The organism is Eubacterium sp. 14-2, assembly GCF_000403845.2.
Classification (GTDB): domain Bacteria; phylum Bacillota; class Clostridia; order Lachnospirales; family Lachnospiraceae; genus Petralouisia.
Genome location: NZ_KE159568.1, coordinates 993,836 through 1,008,338 on the forward strand (window position 1 = coordinate 993,836; position 14,503 = coordinate 1,008,338).

The 14,503-nt window shown below is 43.9% G+C and carries 19 protein-coding genes; 1 reads left to right on the top strand and 18 read right to left on the bottom strand.

Annotation, left to right across the window (positions count from 1 at the left end):
* The first annotated feature begins 80 nt into the window (after positions 1-80).
* On the top strand, positions 81-1,259 hold the full coding sequence (locus C805_RS21540; protein ID WP_016216138.1) for an IS110 family RNA-guided transposase: 1,179 nt from the start codon (positions 81-83) through the stop codon (positions 1,257-1,259).
* A gap of 237 nt (positions 1,260-1,496) precedes the next feature.
* On the opposite strand, the gene C805_RS25480 is transcribed toward C805_RS21540, so the two are convergent.
* From C805_RS25480 to C805_RS21625, 18 genes are all read right to left on the bottom strand, one after another.
* Positions 1,497-2,123 (bottom strand): hypothetical protein, encoded by a 627-nt coding sequence (locus C805_RS25480; protein WP_016216139.1) that lies wholly within the window; start codon positions 2,121-2,123, stop codon positions 1,497-1,499.
* Between the two features lie 352 nt (positions 2,124-2,475).
* Positions 2,476-2,907: a hypothetical protein gene (locus tag C805_RS27615; protein ID WP_242832707.1), complete on the bottom strand. Its 432-nt coding sequence runs from the start codon at positions 2,905-2,907 to the stop codon at positions 2,476-2,478.
* A gap of 30 nt (positions 2,908-2,937) precedes the next feature.
* Positions 2,938-3,381: an Abi family protein gene (locus C805_RS27620; protein WP_016216141.1), complete on the bottom strand. Its 444-nt coding sequence runs from the start codon at positions 3,379-3,381 to the stop codon at positions 2,938-2,940.
* A 189-nt stretch (positions 3,382-3,570) separates the two neighbouring features.
* Complete coding sequence (locus C805_RS27235; protein ID WP_022751396.1) at positions 3,571-3,741, bottom strand: hypothetical protein; 171 nt, start codon at positions 3,739-3,741, stop codon at positions 3,571-3,573.
* Between the two features lie 166 nt (positions 3,742-3,907).
* Positions 3,908-4,096 (bottom strand): hypothetical protein, encoded by a 189-nt coding sequence (locus C805_RS21560; RefSeq protein ID WP_016216142.1) that lies wholly within the window; start codon positions 4,094-4,096, stop codon positions 3,908-3,910.
* 246 nt (positions 4,097-4,342) lie between these two features.
* Complete coding sequence (locus C805_RS21565; protein WP_016216143.1) at positions 4,343-4,618, bottom strand: DUF2442 domain-containing protein; 276 nt, start codon at positions 4,616-4,618, stop codon at positions 4,343-4,345.
* 13 nt (positions 4,619-4,631) lie between these two features.
* Complete coding sequence (locus tag C805_RS21570) at positions 4,632-4,892, bottom strand: DUF4160 domain-containing protein (RefSeq protein WP_016216144.1); 261 nt, start codon at positions 4,890-4,892, stop codon at positions 4,632-4,634.
* A 133-nt stretch (positions 4,893-5,025) separates the two neighbouring features.
* Entirely contained in the window at positions 5,026-5,418 is a 393-nt protein-coding gene (gene rpsI / locus C805_RS21575; RefSeq protein WP_016216145.1) for a 30S ribosomal protein S9, read from the bottom strand.
* Between the two features lie 17 nt (positions 5,419-5,435).
* Positions 5,436-5,864: a 50S ribosomal protein L13 gene (rplM, locus tag C805_RS21580; protein WP_016216146.1), complete on the bottom strand. Its 429-nt coding sequence runs from the start codon at positions 5,862-5,864 to the stop codon at positions 5,436-5,438.
* A 309-nt stretch (positions 5,865-6,173) separates the two neighbouring features.
* Positions 6,174-7,859: a HAMP domain-containing methyl-accepting chemotaxis protein gene (locus tag C805_RS21585; protein WP_016216147.1), complete on the bottom strand. Its 1,686-nt coding sequence runs from the start codon at positions 7,857-7,859 to the stop codon at positions 6,174-6,176.
* Between the two features lie 93 nt (positions 7,860-7,952).
* Positions 7,953-8,735 carry a tRNA pseudouridine(38-40) synthase TruA gene (gene truA / locus C805_RS21590; RefSeq protein ID WP_016216148.1) on the bottom strand — a complete coding sequence of 261 codons (783 nt, stop codon included), beginning with the start codon at positions 8,733-8,735 and terminating at the stop codon, positions 7,953-7,955.
* Positions 8,736-8,791: 56 nt separating this feature from the next.
* A complete protein-coding gene (locus C805_RS21595) occupies positions 8,792-9,592 on the bottom strand; it encodes an energy-coupling factor transporter transmembrane component T family protein (protein ID WP_016216149.1) in 801 nt (266 codons plus the stop codon).
* Positions 9,589-10,491: an energy-coupling factor transporter ATPase gene (locus C805_RS21600; protein ID WP_016216150.1), complete on the bottom strand. Its 903-nt coding sequence runs from the start codon at positions 10,489-10,491 to the stop codon at positions 9,589-9,591. Before C805_RS21600 ends, C805_RS21595 begins: the two co-directional genes overlap by 4 nt.
* Positions 10,476-11,327, bottom strand: coding sequence for an energy-coupling factor transporter ATPase (locus C805_RS21605; protein ID WP_016216151.1), 852 nt, complete (start codon positions 11,325-11,327; stop codon positions 10,476-10,478). Before C805_RS21605 ends, C805_RS21600 begins: the two co-directional genes overlap by 16 nt.
* Positions 11,328-11,330: 3 nt before the next feature.
* Positions 11,331-11,834 carry a tRNA (cytidine(34)-2'-O)-methyltransferase gene (locus tag C805_RS21610; protein ID WP_016216152.1) on the bottom strand — a complete coding sequence of 168 codons (504 nt, stop codon included), beginning with the start codon at positions 11,832-11,834 and terminating at the stop codon, positions 11,331-11,333.
* Complete coding sequence (locus C805_RS21615; protein ID WP_016216153.1) at positions 11,834-13,012, bottom strand: aminotransferase class I/II-fold pyridoxal phosphate-dependent enzyme; 1,179 nt, start codon at positions 13,010-13,012, stop codon at positions 11,834-11,836. The genes C805_RS21610 and C805_RS21615 overlap by 1 nt, the downstream gene beginning before the upstream one ends.
* Positions 13,012-13,491: an Lrp/AsnC family transcriptional regulator gene (locus C805_RS21620; protein ID WP_031201652.1), complete on the bottom strand. Its 480-nt coding sequence runs from the start codon at positions 13,489-13,491 to the stop codon at positions 13,012-13,014. The genes C805_RS21615 and C805_RS21620 overlap by 1 nt, the downstream gene beginning before the upstream one ends.
* A 19-nt stretch (positions 13,492-13,510) precedes the next feature.
* The gene (locus tag C805_RS21625) at positions 13,511-14,494 is read right to left on the bottom strand and encodes an AIR synthase family protein (RefSeq protein WP_016216155.1); all 984 of its coding nucleotides are present in this window, start codon (positions 14,492-14,494) and stop codon (positions 13,511-13,513) included.
* Between the last annotated feature and the right edge of the window lie 9 nt (positions 14,495-14,503).

Genomic DNA, 14,503 nt, shown 5'->3' on the forward strand with positions numbered 1-14,503 from the left:
GTTTTATATATAGCAAGGATACCTTCAACATAGAGTTTGCGGAAACACAGCGTAAATTTATTACAAAGGAGTGATTCTTTATGTTATTTGTTGGCATTGATGTAGCCAAATCCAAACATGACTGCTGTATCATTGATTCTAATGGTATTATCATTACGGATTCCCTTCGTATTTCAAACACAAAAGAAGGTTTCGATACACTTTACACCTCAATCATCTCTGCGCTTGAGTCAACTGATTTTTCAAACGTAAAAACAGGACTTGAATCAACAGGTCATTACAGCACAAACATTACAAACTATCTGTATTCCAAAGGCTTTCATATTACTGTACTGAACCCTTTAGCAACAAATGCTTTTCGTAAGGCTGGAACCCTTAGAAAAACCAAAACAGATAAGTGTGACGCCAAAGTCATTGCAACTATGCTCTTTTCTGATGAATCAAAATCCTATTCACCTTCATCATACCAAATCCAAGAGCTAAAGTCACTAACAAGGCATCGTTATCGTATGATTGGTTACCGTTCCAAACTTAAGCTTTCTGTTACTCGATTAATAGATATCATTTTCCCTGAACTGCCTGCCCTTGTATGGTCTATCCACCAATCTTCCAGTTATCAGTTATTACTTGAATTGCCATGCCCGGACGAAATACGCAGATGTCATCTGACTCATTTAACAAATGTTATTTCTAAGGCTTCCCGTGGAAAATATGGCCGTGAAAAAGCAATTCAGCTACGGGAGCTTGCAGCTAACTCTATCGGCTCATCCAACAGATCCTTAACTTTTGAGTTGCAACAGACAATTCGATTAATTCAATCCGTTCAGGTTGAAATAAATACTTTGGATAAACAAATCAAACTTGTCGTAGATGAACTTAACACGCCACTTATGACCATTCCTGGCATAGGATATACAATTGCTGCCATCATACTTGCTGAGATTGGTGATATAAATAATTTCTCATCACCAGCGAAACTTCTGGCATTTGCAGGAATGGAACCTTCTACTTACCAGTCTGGGAAATACAATGCGTCTAAAACACCTATGGTTAAGAGAGGATCCACATATTTGCGTTGGGCTGTCATGCAAGCTGCACGATTGGTTTCTATGAGGGATTCCACTTTTGCCGCTTATATGGCAAAAAAGCGATCCGAAGGAAAACACTTTAATGTAGCTCAAAGCCATGTAGGCAAAAAATTGATTCGAGTAATCTATTCACTGTTAAAAAACAACACTGCATTTGTTCCACAAATGTAACAAATAAAATATCCTTTTTGAAGGCAACTTCCGTTGCCTTATTTGTCATGCAATTTTTTATCTGTTAAGAAAAACTATAAAATCTTATCAATTTTTTCTTGACTTCATATAGTTAGTCTCCCTGAATCCGAAATCGGACTAATTGTTAGTATAATCCGATTTCGGATTCATGTCAAGAAAATTCTGCCATCAGACTGAAAGTATCCGGTCAGTAACTGTTATATAAATACAGCTGTTTTACCGGTTCATTTTTGTTCCGATAAAGCGCTCCAGCATATGTGCTGTAACAGCAAAAATAATACACTCCGACTCCAGATATACATATCCGATTCCCAGTGAAAATACAAAAGACGCAGCCAGATCAATGATAATTCCTTCGTATTGTTTTGTTATGGCTTCCTGGACAAGAACGGAAAAACACCAGATAAGTCCATTTATGATAATTCCGTACAGAATATCTTCTTTCCACAGATTTAACAGCAGACACACAAAGTTCTGCATCATAAGCCGCATGGGAATTTCCATCATGCCGGCTTCCACACATCGAAACAGAAGTTCCCGCCGGGTACAGGAGGCCTGTTTTTTCTGACGGAAGGAAATAAGCATACAGACCACCCCTGTGGTCAGCAGGGTAATCCCCCACCAGCCCAGGTTTTTCAGGCTGTGGATATGTAAAGACCAGCTGCCCTTCCAGTACAGGATCAGAACTGCAGGCGCCAGGGCAGCAAACAGCGGCAGCAGACATCTGCTGATTTCACTGTTTTTGTCTTTCTTCGCCATATATCTGCCCAGGAACTGGAAACTGGCGAACCACAGGCCGCTCAGGGCGAAGCCCAGGAGAGTTGTTATGATCAGGTGCAGCATTCAGGGTACCTCCGGATGTATCATGAAATTTTATCTGTTTAACAGTTACAGGCATTCATAATTTTTGTAATATAATCCCTGGATAAATTCCAGAATAAATACCGTTAATACAAACCCCTGGGAAAGTAGCAGATCGCTGCCCTCTGTAGCTTTATAGGCTTAAAATACTCGTCCGTGTTTTCTCTTGCTGAACCTTAAATATTGATTTTAAGCCATTCTAATACATTTTATCAGTTACGTGTTCGTTACCGGAAATATCTCCTGGCTATATAACCCGCTTTTACAAAAAAAATTGGGAACGAGTAAAAACCCATTCCCTACAAAAATTTAATTTTTTTATCATGTATTTATATTAACACGGTTCATATATATAGTCAATAACTTTTTTAACAAATGTATATGCTGTTTTTATGCACTCATTTTTATCAAAATACTCTTTATTTTTTACTGCACAACCATCTATAAATTCTTGTATTTGCTTAAATCTTTTCTCTTTTACAACATCTACATTGATAAATTCGTTGTAAACATAAAGTAACGAAACAAAATCATACAAAAACTCATTACTCAATTTGCTCTTTCTCATAGACGCACCTATTCCGTCTATATTTGAAACAAATTTTATAATTTTTACAGACGGCTTGTTTATTCCTTTTTGCAGTTTATTTATCAGACAATTACTATGTGCAGTTGCATTTCTTAAATCTCTGATAGAGTACAACAACTCACTATTCTTTAAACGCCCCGAGTATCTCTCCGTATAATATTCATACAACTTAACCATATCTCCAAAAGATATTAATTCCACGAATACCTATACTGGAAAATATGGATAATACTTCTCTATCAATTTTCTGCAATATTCACTGGATTTATGCTTCTGTATGTTCTGACAACTTCTCTCATACTTTGTAACGAATCTTCTAATAATATCATACCCATCTTCTTCCGGATTATCCTCTATATCTTTTAGCAACTTCGTTTTAAGAGCATGCTCAACATCCAGACACATTTGTAATATTAAATAACGCAAATGCATATCAATTGTTGACAATTCCTGCAAATACGCAAAATCAAGATTTATGTACTCACCATTACTTTTTCGTTTATCATAATTCGATCTGTAAGATGCCAGTTTCATGTAATAATTATTATTTTGTAGAAAAATCTTTGCATCTTCTTCCTTTACTATATCAAATTTTATTCCCTTTATTTTCATATGAGATATCAATTGTTCACTTGTTTTAAGCAATTTCATAGGAATTCTCCTTTGTACTTTTTATCATTATACAATATAATCAATGACAATAAAAGACATTTTTCGGTACCATATCTCCTCTTGGAGAATTTAGAATCCTGATTTTTCAACATTATTTATGCATTTGTAAGTTACGTGTCAGTTACCCATAATGATTTATAAAATCACACGATGATTTTTATAAGATTTTTACTCCATATCTGCCACAAATTTTTCATACCACTTCGGCACATTATGCGAAACCCTAACCAGATTTCCATTTTTATATATTGCAAACCTGTGAAATTCTATCGTGTTATCATAGAATACTGCCAGATTGCTTTCCGGCAAAGCCTTTTTCAAATTATCAAATGTCTCCACATATCCTCTTTTCTTTGCTTTTGCTATATTGCTTAAAATGGATTTCCCACATAATGTAATCTCCTGATTAAATGTAATGCCCTCATCAAAAACCTATTTATCTTCTTTACCGCCATTTTTCCCGCAGTCATAATGTCAGTCATTTTTCTCCAATCGCCAAATTCTCTCAATATCTCATAAAGAGATTCCTTTCGATTACCTGCCTCTGTTTCTTTTGCAGGAGAAAATCACCAACCATTTCATAAAAACTTCTTTGTTCTTCCGTTTCAGCCTCCAGTACAAGCTGTAAAGTGTCTTCCGGCTGCAGTTTTTGTATATCTTCATAGATTTTTTCATATTTCTTAACATCGCACATAACAGCACCTCATAGTTCGTATTACATTAAATTTATTATACCCCTAATCTCCTGAAAAGTTAAATAAAAAACTCTGCAGGAAAACCTGCGGAGTCCATATTCTTGAATCTGTATAATTATTCTGCTTATCTCTTGGATAGTTTCAAATGCCTAAAATACGGCATTTTCAAGCAATTTGTCAGTTACTTGCCAGTTATCCATATGATTTCATATTATCACATACCCTCCGGTCAAATACTTCTTATACTATGCAATGGCTTCCTGCACATGTGGCAATGCATATAATGTGTCCGGATCAATATCAAGACAGGTTGTATCATCCCAATTTCCACTGATATCCCATGCAAGTGTGTCGTTCATCACTGTACATCTATCCAAAAATATTTCTATTTCTTTTAAACAGCAAAACGCCCCTTTTTCAATCATCTGTGACATATCATAATTTACTATTTTTCCATCTTCAAAATATACATATACTGAATAATCCTGCATTGGAATAACCTGCACCACCTTTGGAAACATACTATCACCTCCGTTACACTAATGGGTTAATTCTGTTCAACGGTTTTCCATCTTTTGATAATTCCCAATTTTGCATTAATTCATCCTGATGGAGAACACACCATGCCAAAATCAGCTTTAACTGCCTTGACGGTAATGCCCCCTTAATCACCCTTGCTTCGTCAATTCTAATAATTGCTTTATTTCCATTATATTCAGCATGAAAATGCGGCGGGTTATGATCGTCATAATACATTGTAACTCGTATTCCGTAAAACAATGATATTTCTGGCATTACTTAATTCCTCCATTCTTTTTCGATTCAATATAAGTATATCATAATCAGTCTCGCGAAAAAACCCACAAACAAAATCTGTCTGTGGGTTCCATATTTCCTGCTTGCAAATAACTGCTTATCTCAAGAGAAATTATCTCTTACTGAACTGCGGAGCACGACGTGCTGCTTTGAGGCCGTATTTCTTTCTCTCCTTCATTCTCGGATCACGAGTCAGAAATCCTGCAGATTTCAGGATCGGTCTGTAGTCTGCATCTGCCTGCAGAAGAGCTCTGGAAATACCATGACGGATGGCGCCTGCCTGACCGGTATATCCGCCGCCTTTTACATTTACCTGAATGTCAAATTTATCAACCGTATCTGTTGCCACCAGAGGCTGGCGTACAATAACCTTCAGGGTTTCCAGACCCAGATACTCATCAATATCTCTTTTATTAATCGTAACTTTGCCGGTTCCCGGTACCAGGTATACTCTGGCAATTGATTTTTTTCTTCTTCCTGTTCCGTAATACTTTGTATCAGCCATCTTTTTCTACCTCCTGATTAAAATGTTAATGCTTCTGGTTTCTGAGCCTGATGTTTGTGTTCCGGTCCTGCGTAGACAAATAATTTCTTATACATCTGTCTTCCCAAAGGTCCTTTCGGAAGCATTCCCTTCACAGCAAGTTCGATGACTCTTTCCGGTTTGTCTGCTAACATCTCTTTTAATGTGGTTTCTTTCATTCCACCCACATACTCGGAGTGATGGTAATAAATCTTCTGGGCTAATTTTTTACCGGTTACTTTCACCTTGTCTGCATTGACAACGACTACATAGTCCCCGGTGTCCATATGGGGAGTAAAGATGGGTTTGTGTTTTCCTCTTAATACTCTCGCTACTTCTGATGCCAAACGTCCCAGTGTCTTTCCTTCAGCATCAACTACATACCATTTTCTTTCAATTGTTGCCGGGCTGGCCATAAAAGTTTTCATCGAATGTTACCTCCTGGAATTTTACAATGTTACTCTGATATCCGGATGCCGTCCGAAATTATAAGAAATTCATCCGAACTATCCTTTTCACACCATTTACATTTTTCTTTGTACATCAAAGCAAAAACGCTTCGCCGGAGAAAGGCTTGCATTTCTCACTTGCCATACTGTCTCATTATATTACAGAGCTTTTCCGGTGTCAATTCCTTTTTGGAATTTCTATTCCGGAATTACAGCAGTCCGGCCTGTATTCCGTGCACATTCACGGTAGATGGTTCGTGCAGACACAGGCCATGGCTGAACTGTTATCTAAAATTTTCCCACCTTAAACTGCCGGATCAGATCCCGCAGAGATTCCGCCTGAGCAGTCATTTCATGACTGGAAGAGGCACATTCTTCAGAAGTTTCCGAATTTATCTGAACCACATGGTTAATCTGATCCACACCATGGTTAATCTGATCCACTGCACTGGCCTGCTCTTTTGAAGCCTCTGCAATCAGATTCACTTTCCGGATAATGGTCCGGGCCCCCTGCACTACATGCTGGAGCTGCTCTGCCGTCTCGTTGGCTGTGTCCATTCCGCTCTTAACTGCACGCACGGATTCTTCAATCAGTGCTGTGGATTCGGTGGCTGCCTCCGCACTCTGAGCTGCCAGAAGAGATACCTGGTCAGCAACCACTGCAAATCCTTTTCCGGCTTCTCCTGCCCGTGCCGCTTCGATAGAAGCATTTAAAGCCAGCAGATTGGTCTGGCTTGCAATCTCATTGATGGTTGCAATGATTTTACTGATTTCATCGGAAGATTCTCCGATACGGTTCATGGATTCCACCATTTCCTGCATCTTTCCATTGCTGTGTTCCAGTTCCTGCCCCACCTGCTGCACTTCCCTGCTGATATCAATGGCTTCCTTTGCATTTCGGTCAATCTGACCGGAAACATTCTCAATAGTAGCGGAAAGTTCCTGGGTAACGCCTGCCTGCTCGGAAGCGCCTTCTGCCAGATCTGTGGAATTTACCGAAATTCTCTCAGAAGCTATTGTCACCTGATTTGCCACAGACTGGACATTTTTCACCATATCGGCCATATTTTTTTCAAAATGCATAAAGGAATCTTCAATTCCCATAAAATCCCCACGATACTCCACATTGGCCTGTACGTCAAAATTTCCCTGGGAAAATTCTTTCATGGCCCGGTCAATATCCTCCACATAATCCCAGAGCCTTCCGATTGAACTTCTCAGAGCATGGGCCAGTTTACCGATTTCATCATCATTTCTGTATGTAATTTCCGTGTGAAGATTTCCTCTGGACAGATCAATGGCTGCTCCTTCAATTTCTTTCAGAGGCACCACAATGGTATCCACAATCCGATTTCCCACTTTCATGGCTGTAAAAACAGCAAGGCCCAGGATCAGCACCATAATCACAATAACCAACACAATGGTTCCCTTGACTGTGCTTATGGATGCTTCTTTCTGCAGATTGGTGGCGGCATCAATCTCTTTCGCAATTTCCACCGCCTCCCGGAGCATGGGGGTACATTCTGATACAATCAGTCTGATTCCTTCTTCTTTGTTTCCCGCCTCCAGCTCTCCTATAATACGGTCGCCCATTTCCATCCAGCTGTGAATGGCGTCCTCATACTCCTGATTTAACTGGCTGTGAATAGCGTCTGATGCTTTCAGGTCCTTCAGCGCCTCTTCAATCGCTGACATTCCTTCCTGCACATTTCCTTTGTATTCCTTAAACAATTCCGGATCATCGCTTAATGCCATTTCCCGAATATATCTTGCAGAAGTATTTGTCTCAATTCTGCAGTTTTTCACCGCAGTATCGGCGGCCTGGTCTCTATTAATATAAGAATTCATTTTTCCCTGCACAAGGAAAAGCCCCACAATGGCGCAGACTGTAATGACCACCATCAGACCGATCACCATACTGTACCCATATTGCAGTCTTTCCTTTATCTTCATCTTATCCATCTTCTTTAGCATGCAGTTTACGCTCCTTTCTTTTTCGGCATTCTCTGCCGGATCTGATTTTCCTGACGGACAGTACACGATTATAAAAATTATATCTGGATATATTTAAAATTTCAACCGTTTTTTTTCCAATTCTGCGGAAATTTCATTCTTATATAAAATGCCTGTCATGGTAAGTCCATGGGCCGGTGCGGTGGGCCCTGCCAGTCTCCGGTCTTTCCCTTCCAGTATCCCTGGCATGTCCTCCGGATCCAGCTCCCCGCTCCCTGCGCAAATCAGTGTTCCTGCAATAATTCTTACCATATTATAGAGAAAGCCTGTTCCGATTACCCGGATGGTGATAATATCCTCCGGAGATTTTCTCACCTCACAGGACAGAATCCGGCGTACCGTATGTTCCACATCTGTTTTCACAGAACAGAAACTTTTAAAATCATGTTCTCCCACCAGATAATCTGCTGCCTGCTGCATTTTCTTCACATCCAGATTGCGGTAACAGAAATAAGTATCCCGGCGCAGGGTGGGCATCGGGATTTTTCGGTTTAATATTCTGTATTCATATGTTTTCTCACTGTAACAGCGGCGGGGATGGAAATCCTCTTCCACCTGACAGGAGCTTTGTACCACAATGTCCTCCGGCAGCCTCTGGTTCAGTGCAAGGCAGATTTTATCGGCGGGAATCCTGGTTTCCGTATCGAACACAGCCACATTTCCCAGAGAATGTACCCCGGAATCCGTCCGGCTGGCTCCAGTCACCTGAATATCCTCTCCCAGAAGTTCTGAAAGACTGCGGTTTAACACTTCTTCTATGGTAATTCCGCTGGGCTGTACCTGCCAGCCGCAGTAATCTGTGCCGTCATAGGCAACCACAAGTTTTATCCGTTTCACAATATTTCTCCTGCTGATCAGAAATTCCGATTCTCTGACTCTTATTCCTTTATGGTTTATAACAGTATCCGCAGCAAAATGACACCTGTAAAATATCCTGCAATCACCAGGTAAGCAGCACCGTCTCTGCCCGTATATTTTAAAGGATTCATTTTTGTCCGTCCTTCCCCGCCCTGATAACAGCGGGCCTCCATGGCCAGTGCAAGATCGTTTGCCCGCCGGAATGCAGAAATAAACAGCGGCACCAGTAAAGGCACCATGGCCTTTATCCGCCGGATAAGATTTCCGCTCTCAAAATCTGCGCCTCTGGCAAGCTGCGCTTTCATAATTTTGTCTGTTTCTTCAATCAGAACAGGAATAAACCGCAGAGCAATGGACATAATCATGGCAATTTCATGTACGGGAATTCTGATTTTATTCAAAGGCCTCAAAGCCTTTTCCAGTCCGTCCGTCAGCTGATTGGGCGTGGTGGTCAGTGTCAGCACAGAGCTTCCCAGAATCAGAAAGCTCAGGCGGACTACCATAAATCCTGCGCTTTTCAACCCTTCCTCTGTAATGCGGAATATCCAGAAAGACACCACAGGCTCTCCCGGCGTCCGAAACAGATTGAACATTGCTGTCATAATCAGAATCACCCAGATTGCCTTCAGGCCCTTTACCATATACCGGAAAGGCACATGGGACAGCCAGACCAGGGCAATCAGGCCCAGTGTAACTGCCGCAAGTCCCGCCGGCCCGCGAAACAGAAACAGGGACAGCACATAGATCAGCGTCCCCATCAGCTTCACTCTGGGGTCCAGACTGTGCAGAAGGGATTTGGAAGGATAATATTGTCCGATGGTAATATCTCTAATCATAATTTTTTCTCATTATCTTTCAGAAAGTTTTCCTGTGATATTCTCTGCTGCTTTCCGGCCAGGACCTGCAAAATGGAATCCTTCGCCTCCTCAACTGTGATGGCGTCCGCATTTACCGGCAGGCCCCGTTCCTGCAGCTGGTGCATCAGATATGTGACCTGAGGAGCCCCAAGGCCCACTGCTTCCAGTTCCCGGTAATGGCGGAACACCTCCTGAGGCGTACCGTCAAACAGAATGCTCCCCTGATTCATAACAATCATCCGGCTTACATAATTTGCCACATCTTCCATACTGTGGGACACCAGGATAATTGTCATATTCAGTTCCCGGTGCATGGCTGCCACCTGGTCCAGTATCTCATCCCGACCTTTTGGATCCAGCCCGGCTGTGGGTTCGTCCAGTATCAGCACCTCCGGTTTCATGGCCAGGACTCCGGCAATGGCCGCCCGGCGCTTCTGGCCCCCGGAAAGTTCAAAGGGAGAACGATACCAGTATTCTTCTTCCAGCCCCGCACTGCGCAGAGCTGTAAATGCCCGGAGTTCTGCCTCCTTGGAAGATAGTCCAAGATTTTTGGGGCCAAAGCACACATCTGCAAACACTGTACTCTCGAACAGCTGATGTTCCGGATACTGAAAAACCAGCCCTACTTTCCCGCGCAGTTCTTTCCGGTCATAATCTTCCTCGCAGATGTCCCTTCCATTATAGTAAATCCCTCCGGAGGTGGCCCGCAGAAGTCCGTTCAAATGCTGAATCAGAGTGGATTTCCCGGAGCCGGTATGTCCAACCAGCCCGATAAACTCACCATCCTGAATTTTCAGATTGATGTTATTCAGAGCCTGCATTTCGTATGCGGTCTTCTGGCTGTACACATAATTGACTTTATCTAATATAATTGACATAATGCTTCCACCAGCTCCTGTCCTGTGAGAATCCCTTCCGGCACCTGCAGTCCGGCTTTCCGCAGTTCATACGCCAGCAGCGTAATCTGAGGCACGTCCAGACGGCAGGATTTCAGGGTATCCACCTGAGAAAAAATCTCACGGGGCGTTCCCTGCATCACAACTTTTCCACGATCCATCACATACACTTTATGGGCACGGATCACCTCTTCCATATAGTGGGTAATCAGAATCACCGTTATCCCCTTTTCCCGGTTCAGCCGCTCCACGGCATTCATCACTTCTTTTCTTCCGTTGGGATCCAGCATGGCTGTAGGCTCATCCAGTACAATGCATTTTGGCTCCATGGCCATGACTCCTGCAATAGCCACCCTCTGTTTCTGGCCCCCGGAAAGTTTATTGGGAGAATGCTTCCGGTAAGAGAGCATCCCTGTGGAATGAAGGCTGCTCTCCACCCGGTTTCGGATTTCTTCGGAAGGAACCCCCAGATTTTCCGGTCCAAAAGCCACGTCTTCTTCCACCACGCTGGCAACCATCTGATTATCAGGATTCTGAAATACCATTCCGGCACTCCGGCGGATTTCCCACAGATACTGTTCATCCTGAGCATCCTTTCCGTCAATCCACAATGTCCCCTCTCCGGCTCGCAGCAGCACATTGAGATGTTTGGCCAGCGTGGATTTCCCTGATCCGTTATGTCCTAAAATGGCCACAAATTCCCCCTGTTTTATATCCAGATTCACACCGTCCAGAGCTGTGAGGATTCCCTCCACATTGCCTTCCTCGTCGCGCCTGATATATTCAAATATTAATTTTCTTGCTTCTATGAAATTCATCGGTCACTCCTCCCAGCTCAGCCGGTGAAGCTCTCCCTGCAGCTTCAGACCGGCAAACCGGTTCTGCCGCAGCGCTTCATACAGAATAACTGCCGCGGAATTGGAGAGATTCAGGGAACGGGTTTCTCCCAGCATGGGAATCCGCACACAGGTATCTTCGTATTCTTTCAAAATCTCCTCGGGAATTCCGGCGCTTTCTTTTCCGAACATAATATAACAGTCCGGCTCATAACTGGCCTCTGTATAGACCTGGCGGCTTTTTGTGGTGGCCATGTAAATTCTGGCGCCCGGATTTTTCTGCAGAAAATCCTTCCAGTTCACATAGCGGGTCACATCCAGTTCCTTCCAGTAATCCATCCCTGACCGTCTGACCGCTTTTTCCGAAAGCTGGAAGCCCAGGGGTTCAATTAAGTGGAGTCTGGTGCCTGTAGCCACGCAGGTACGCCCGATATTCCCCGTATTTGCCGGAATTTCCGGTTCATAAAGTACAAGATTCAGTCCCGCCATTACTGTTTCCTCTCCCGCAGTTTTCGGATAAAAGATTCCATCCGATCCAGGGCTTCTTTCAGGCTTTCCAGAGAATAGGCGTAGGAAATTCTTAAAAATCCTTCTCCGCAGTCTCCAAAAGCAGTCCCTGGCACCACCACCACCTTTTCTTCCTGCAGCATTCTGGTGGCAAATTCTTCAGACGTCATGCCAAACTCCTGAATACATGGAAAAGCGTAAAAAGCACCGTAAGGCTCAAAACACCGGAGCCCCATTTCCCGAAACCGGTGCATCAGATACCGGCGCCTTCCATTGTATTCCTCCCGCATGGCCGCCACATCTGCGTCTCCGTTCCGCACAGCGTCCACCGCCGCATACTGACTGGTGGTGGGAGCGCACATTATAGCGTACTGATGGATTTTCAGCATCTGCTCCAGTATGTTCCGGGGCGCACAGGCATAGCCCAGACGCCAGCCGGTCATGGCATAGGCTTTGGAAAATCCGTTAATCAGTACGGTACGCTCACGCATGCCTGGAAGAGAGGCTATGGTCACATGGTCCTGTCCTTCCAGATATGTAAGTTCTCCGTAAATTTCATCACTCAGCACAAAAAGATCATGCTTTTTTATCACCTCGCTGATGGCTTCCAGATCTTCCCGTTCCATAATGGCTCCCGTGGGATTATTGGGAAAAGGAAGTACCAGCAGCTTTGTTCTCGGCGTAACAGCATCCTCCAGTTCCTGGGCTGTAAGCCGGAAATTATGTTCTTCTTTCAGATTGATAATAACCGGAACTCCATCGGCCAGCTTTGCACAGGGCCCATAGGAAACATAACTGGGCTGGGGCACCAGAACCTCGTCTCCTGGATCCAGCATGGCACGCATGGCAATGTCTATGGCCTCGCTGCCGCCCACTGTTATCATCATTTCCGTATCATAGTCATAGGAAACCTGAAACCTCCGCTCCAGATATTTCGCGATTTCCATTTTCAGTTCCTTCAATCCCGCATTGGAAGTATAGGAAGTCCTTCCCTTTTCCAGAGAATAAATTCCCTCATCCCGAATGTGCCAGGGGGTGTCAAAATCCGGTTCTCCCACCCCCAGAGAAATCACGTCTTCCATTTCTGCGGCAATATCGAAAAATTTCCGTATTCCGGAAAAAGGAATTTCCACAATGCGTTCTGATAAGGGATTTCTCATTAGCTCACCAACATCCTTTCATCTTCCCTGGGTTTCGCAATTACCGTTCCGTGGTCTTTGTACTTTTTCAGAATAAAGTTGGTTTTGGTACTCAGTACGGATTCCAGGGGTGAAAGTTTATCAGATACAAACTGGGCCACCTCCCGCAGCGTCTTTCCTTCCAGGGTTACCAGCAGATCATAGCCGCCGGAAATCAGATATACTGCATTTACCTCCGGATAGTTGTACACCCGCTCGGCAATGCTGTCAAATCCTCTTCCCCTCTGGGGGGTTACCCGTACTTCTATCAGTGCGTTTACCTTTTCAATACTGGTTTTCTCCCAGTCAATCAGCGTGTGGTATCCGCAGATAATCCGCTCTTCTTCCATGGCAGCCATTTCATTGGCCACAGCAGCTTCGTCCACTCCCAGCATAATGGCCAGCTCTTTTAAATCCACTCTGCTGTTTTTTTCTATAAAAGTCAGAATTTTCTCTCTCATTTCCATACTTCCATCCTTCCTACACCACTTTGTAGAGCTCATCGGTTTTGGGCGGCTCCAGAAATCTTTTCTCTTCTTCATTGAACAGAATGCGGTCGTTGCCGGATACTGCCTTGCCGATGACTGCTCCGTGAATCCCCTGTTTTTCCAGTTCTCTCATCAGCATGTTTCCATCCGGCGAAGCCATCAGCATACATCCGCTGGAAATCAGCTCATAGGGATTTATATTAAAAAATTCACAGATTTCTATGGTTTCCTGTTTCACAGGTATTTTTTTCAAATCTATTTCCAGTCCGACGCCGGAGCTTTCCGCCAGTTCCCAGAGGGCGCCGAAAATCCCTCCCTCAGTCACATCATGCATGGCGCTGACGCCGGACTTGACGGCCGCTGCGGCCTCCGGCAGTACCGACAGATAACAGTCAAATTCCTGGGCTGTTTTCACCAGCGCCGCAGGATACCGGTTCAGCAGCTCCGTTTCCTTTTCCTTTGCAATGATGGAGGTTCCTTCCAGCCCAATCCATTTGCTGACCAGTATATCATCTCCCGGCCGGGCTCCTGCTGTAGACACCAGTTTTCCCGTTTTTGCCTTTCCCACGCCGCAGACGTTTACTAGGGGCTGGCGGACAGCTCTGGTAACTTCCGTATGCCCTCCCATAATCTGCACCTTTGCCTGGGCGCAGACAACCTCCATCTGGCCCATAATCTTTTTCAGTTCTCCTTCTTCAGATTCTTCCGGAAGAAGAATGGTGAGCATTACCCCTATGGGCTCTGCCCCTGCGGAAGCCAGATCATTCATGGTAATATGAATGGCAAGATTTCCAATATCTGTGGCAGTTCCCGTTATGGGATCTGTGGAAATCACAAACACCTCATCTTCTGCCAGCTTCACAGCAGCGCAGTCCTCTCCCACGCCGGCTCCCAACACAACTTCTTCCCGCTTTGTATGGATTTGTTTCAATACGGAACGTTTCAATACGCTTTCCGGAATCTTTCCTGTTTTCATGTCCTCAAC

Bases quoted from the DNA above. Each gene is read 5' to 3' on its own strand.
- C805_RS21560 (WP_016216142.1), bottom strand. From the start codon at position 4,096: ATGTGCGATGTTAAGAAATATGAAAAAATCTATGAAGATATACAAAAA.
- C805_RS21615 (WP_016216153.1), bottom strand. From the start codon at position 13,012: ATGAGAAATCCCTTATCAGAACGCATTGTGGAAATTCCTTTTTCCGGA.
- C805_RS21540 (WP_016216138.1), top strand. From the start codon at position 81: ATGTTATTTGTTGGCATTGATGTAGCCAAATCCAAACATGACTGCTGT.
- C805_RS21570 (WP_016216144.1), bottom strand. From the start codon at position 4,892: ATGCCAGAAATATCATTGTTTTACGGAATACGAGTTACAATGTATTAT.
- C805_RS21625 (WP_016216155.1), bottom strand. From the start codon at position 14,494: ATGAAAACAGGAAAGATTCCGGAAAGCGTATTGAAACGTTCCGTATTG.
- rplM (WP_016216146.1), bottom strand. From the start codon at position 5,864: ATGAAAACTTTTATGGCCAGCCCGGCAACAATTGAAAGAAAATGGTAT.
- C805_RS21600 (WP_016216150.1), bottom strand. From the start codon at position 10,491: ATGTCAATTATATTAGATAAAGTCAATTATGTGTACAGCCAGAAGACC.
- C805_RS25480 (WP_016216139.1), bottom strand. From the start codon at position 2,123: ATGCTGCACCTGATCATAACAACTCTCCTGGGCTTCGCCCTGAGCGGC.
- C805_RS27620 (WP_016216141.1), bottom strand. From the start codon at position 3,381: ATGAAATTGCTTAAAACAAGTGAACAATTGATATCTCATATGAAAATA.
- C805_RS21585 (WP_016216147.1), bottom strand. From the start codon at position 7,859: ATGCTAAAGAAGATGGATAAGATGAAGATAAAGGAAAGACTGCAATAT.
- rpsI (WP_016216145.1), bottom strand. From the start codon at position 5,418: ATGGCTGATACAAAGTATTACGGAACAGGAAGAAGAAAAAAATCAATT.
- C805_RS21610 (WP_016216152.1), bottom strand. From the start codon at position 11,834: ATGGCGGGACTGAATCTTGTACTTTATGAACCGGAAATTCCGGCAAAT.
- C805_RS21565 (WP_016216143.1), bottom strand. From the start codon at position 4,618: ATGTTTCCAAAGGTGGTGCAGGTTATTCCAATGCAGGATTATTCAGTA.
- C805_RS21620 (WP_031201652.1), bottom strand. From the start codon at position 13,491: ATGAGAGAGAAAATTCTGACTTTTATAGAAAAAAACAGCAGAGTGGAT.
- C805_RS21605 (WP_016216151.1), bottom strand. From the start codon at position 11,327: ATGAATTTCATAGAAGCAAGAAAATTAATATTTGAATATATCAGGCGC.
- C805_RS27615 (WP_242832707.1), bottom strand. From the start codon at position 2,907: ATGGTTAAGTTGTATGAATATTATACGGAGAGATACTCGGGGCGTTTA.
- C805_RS21595 (WP_016216149.1), bottom strand. From the start codon at position 9,592: ATGATTAGAGATATTACCATCGGACAATATTATCCTTCCAAATCCCTT.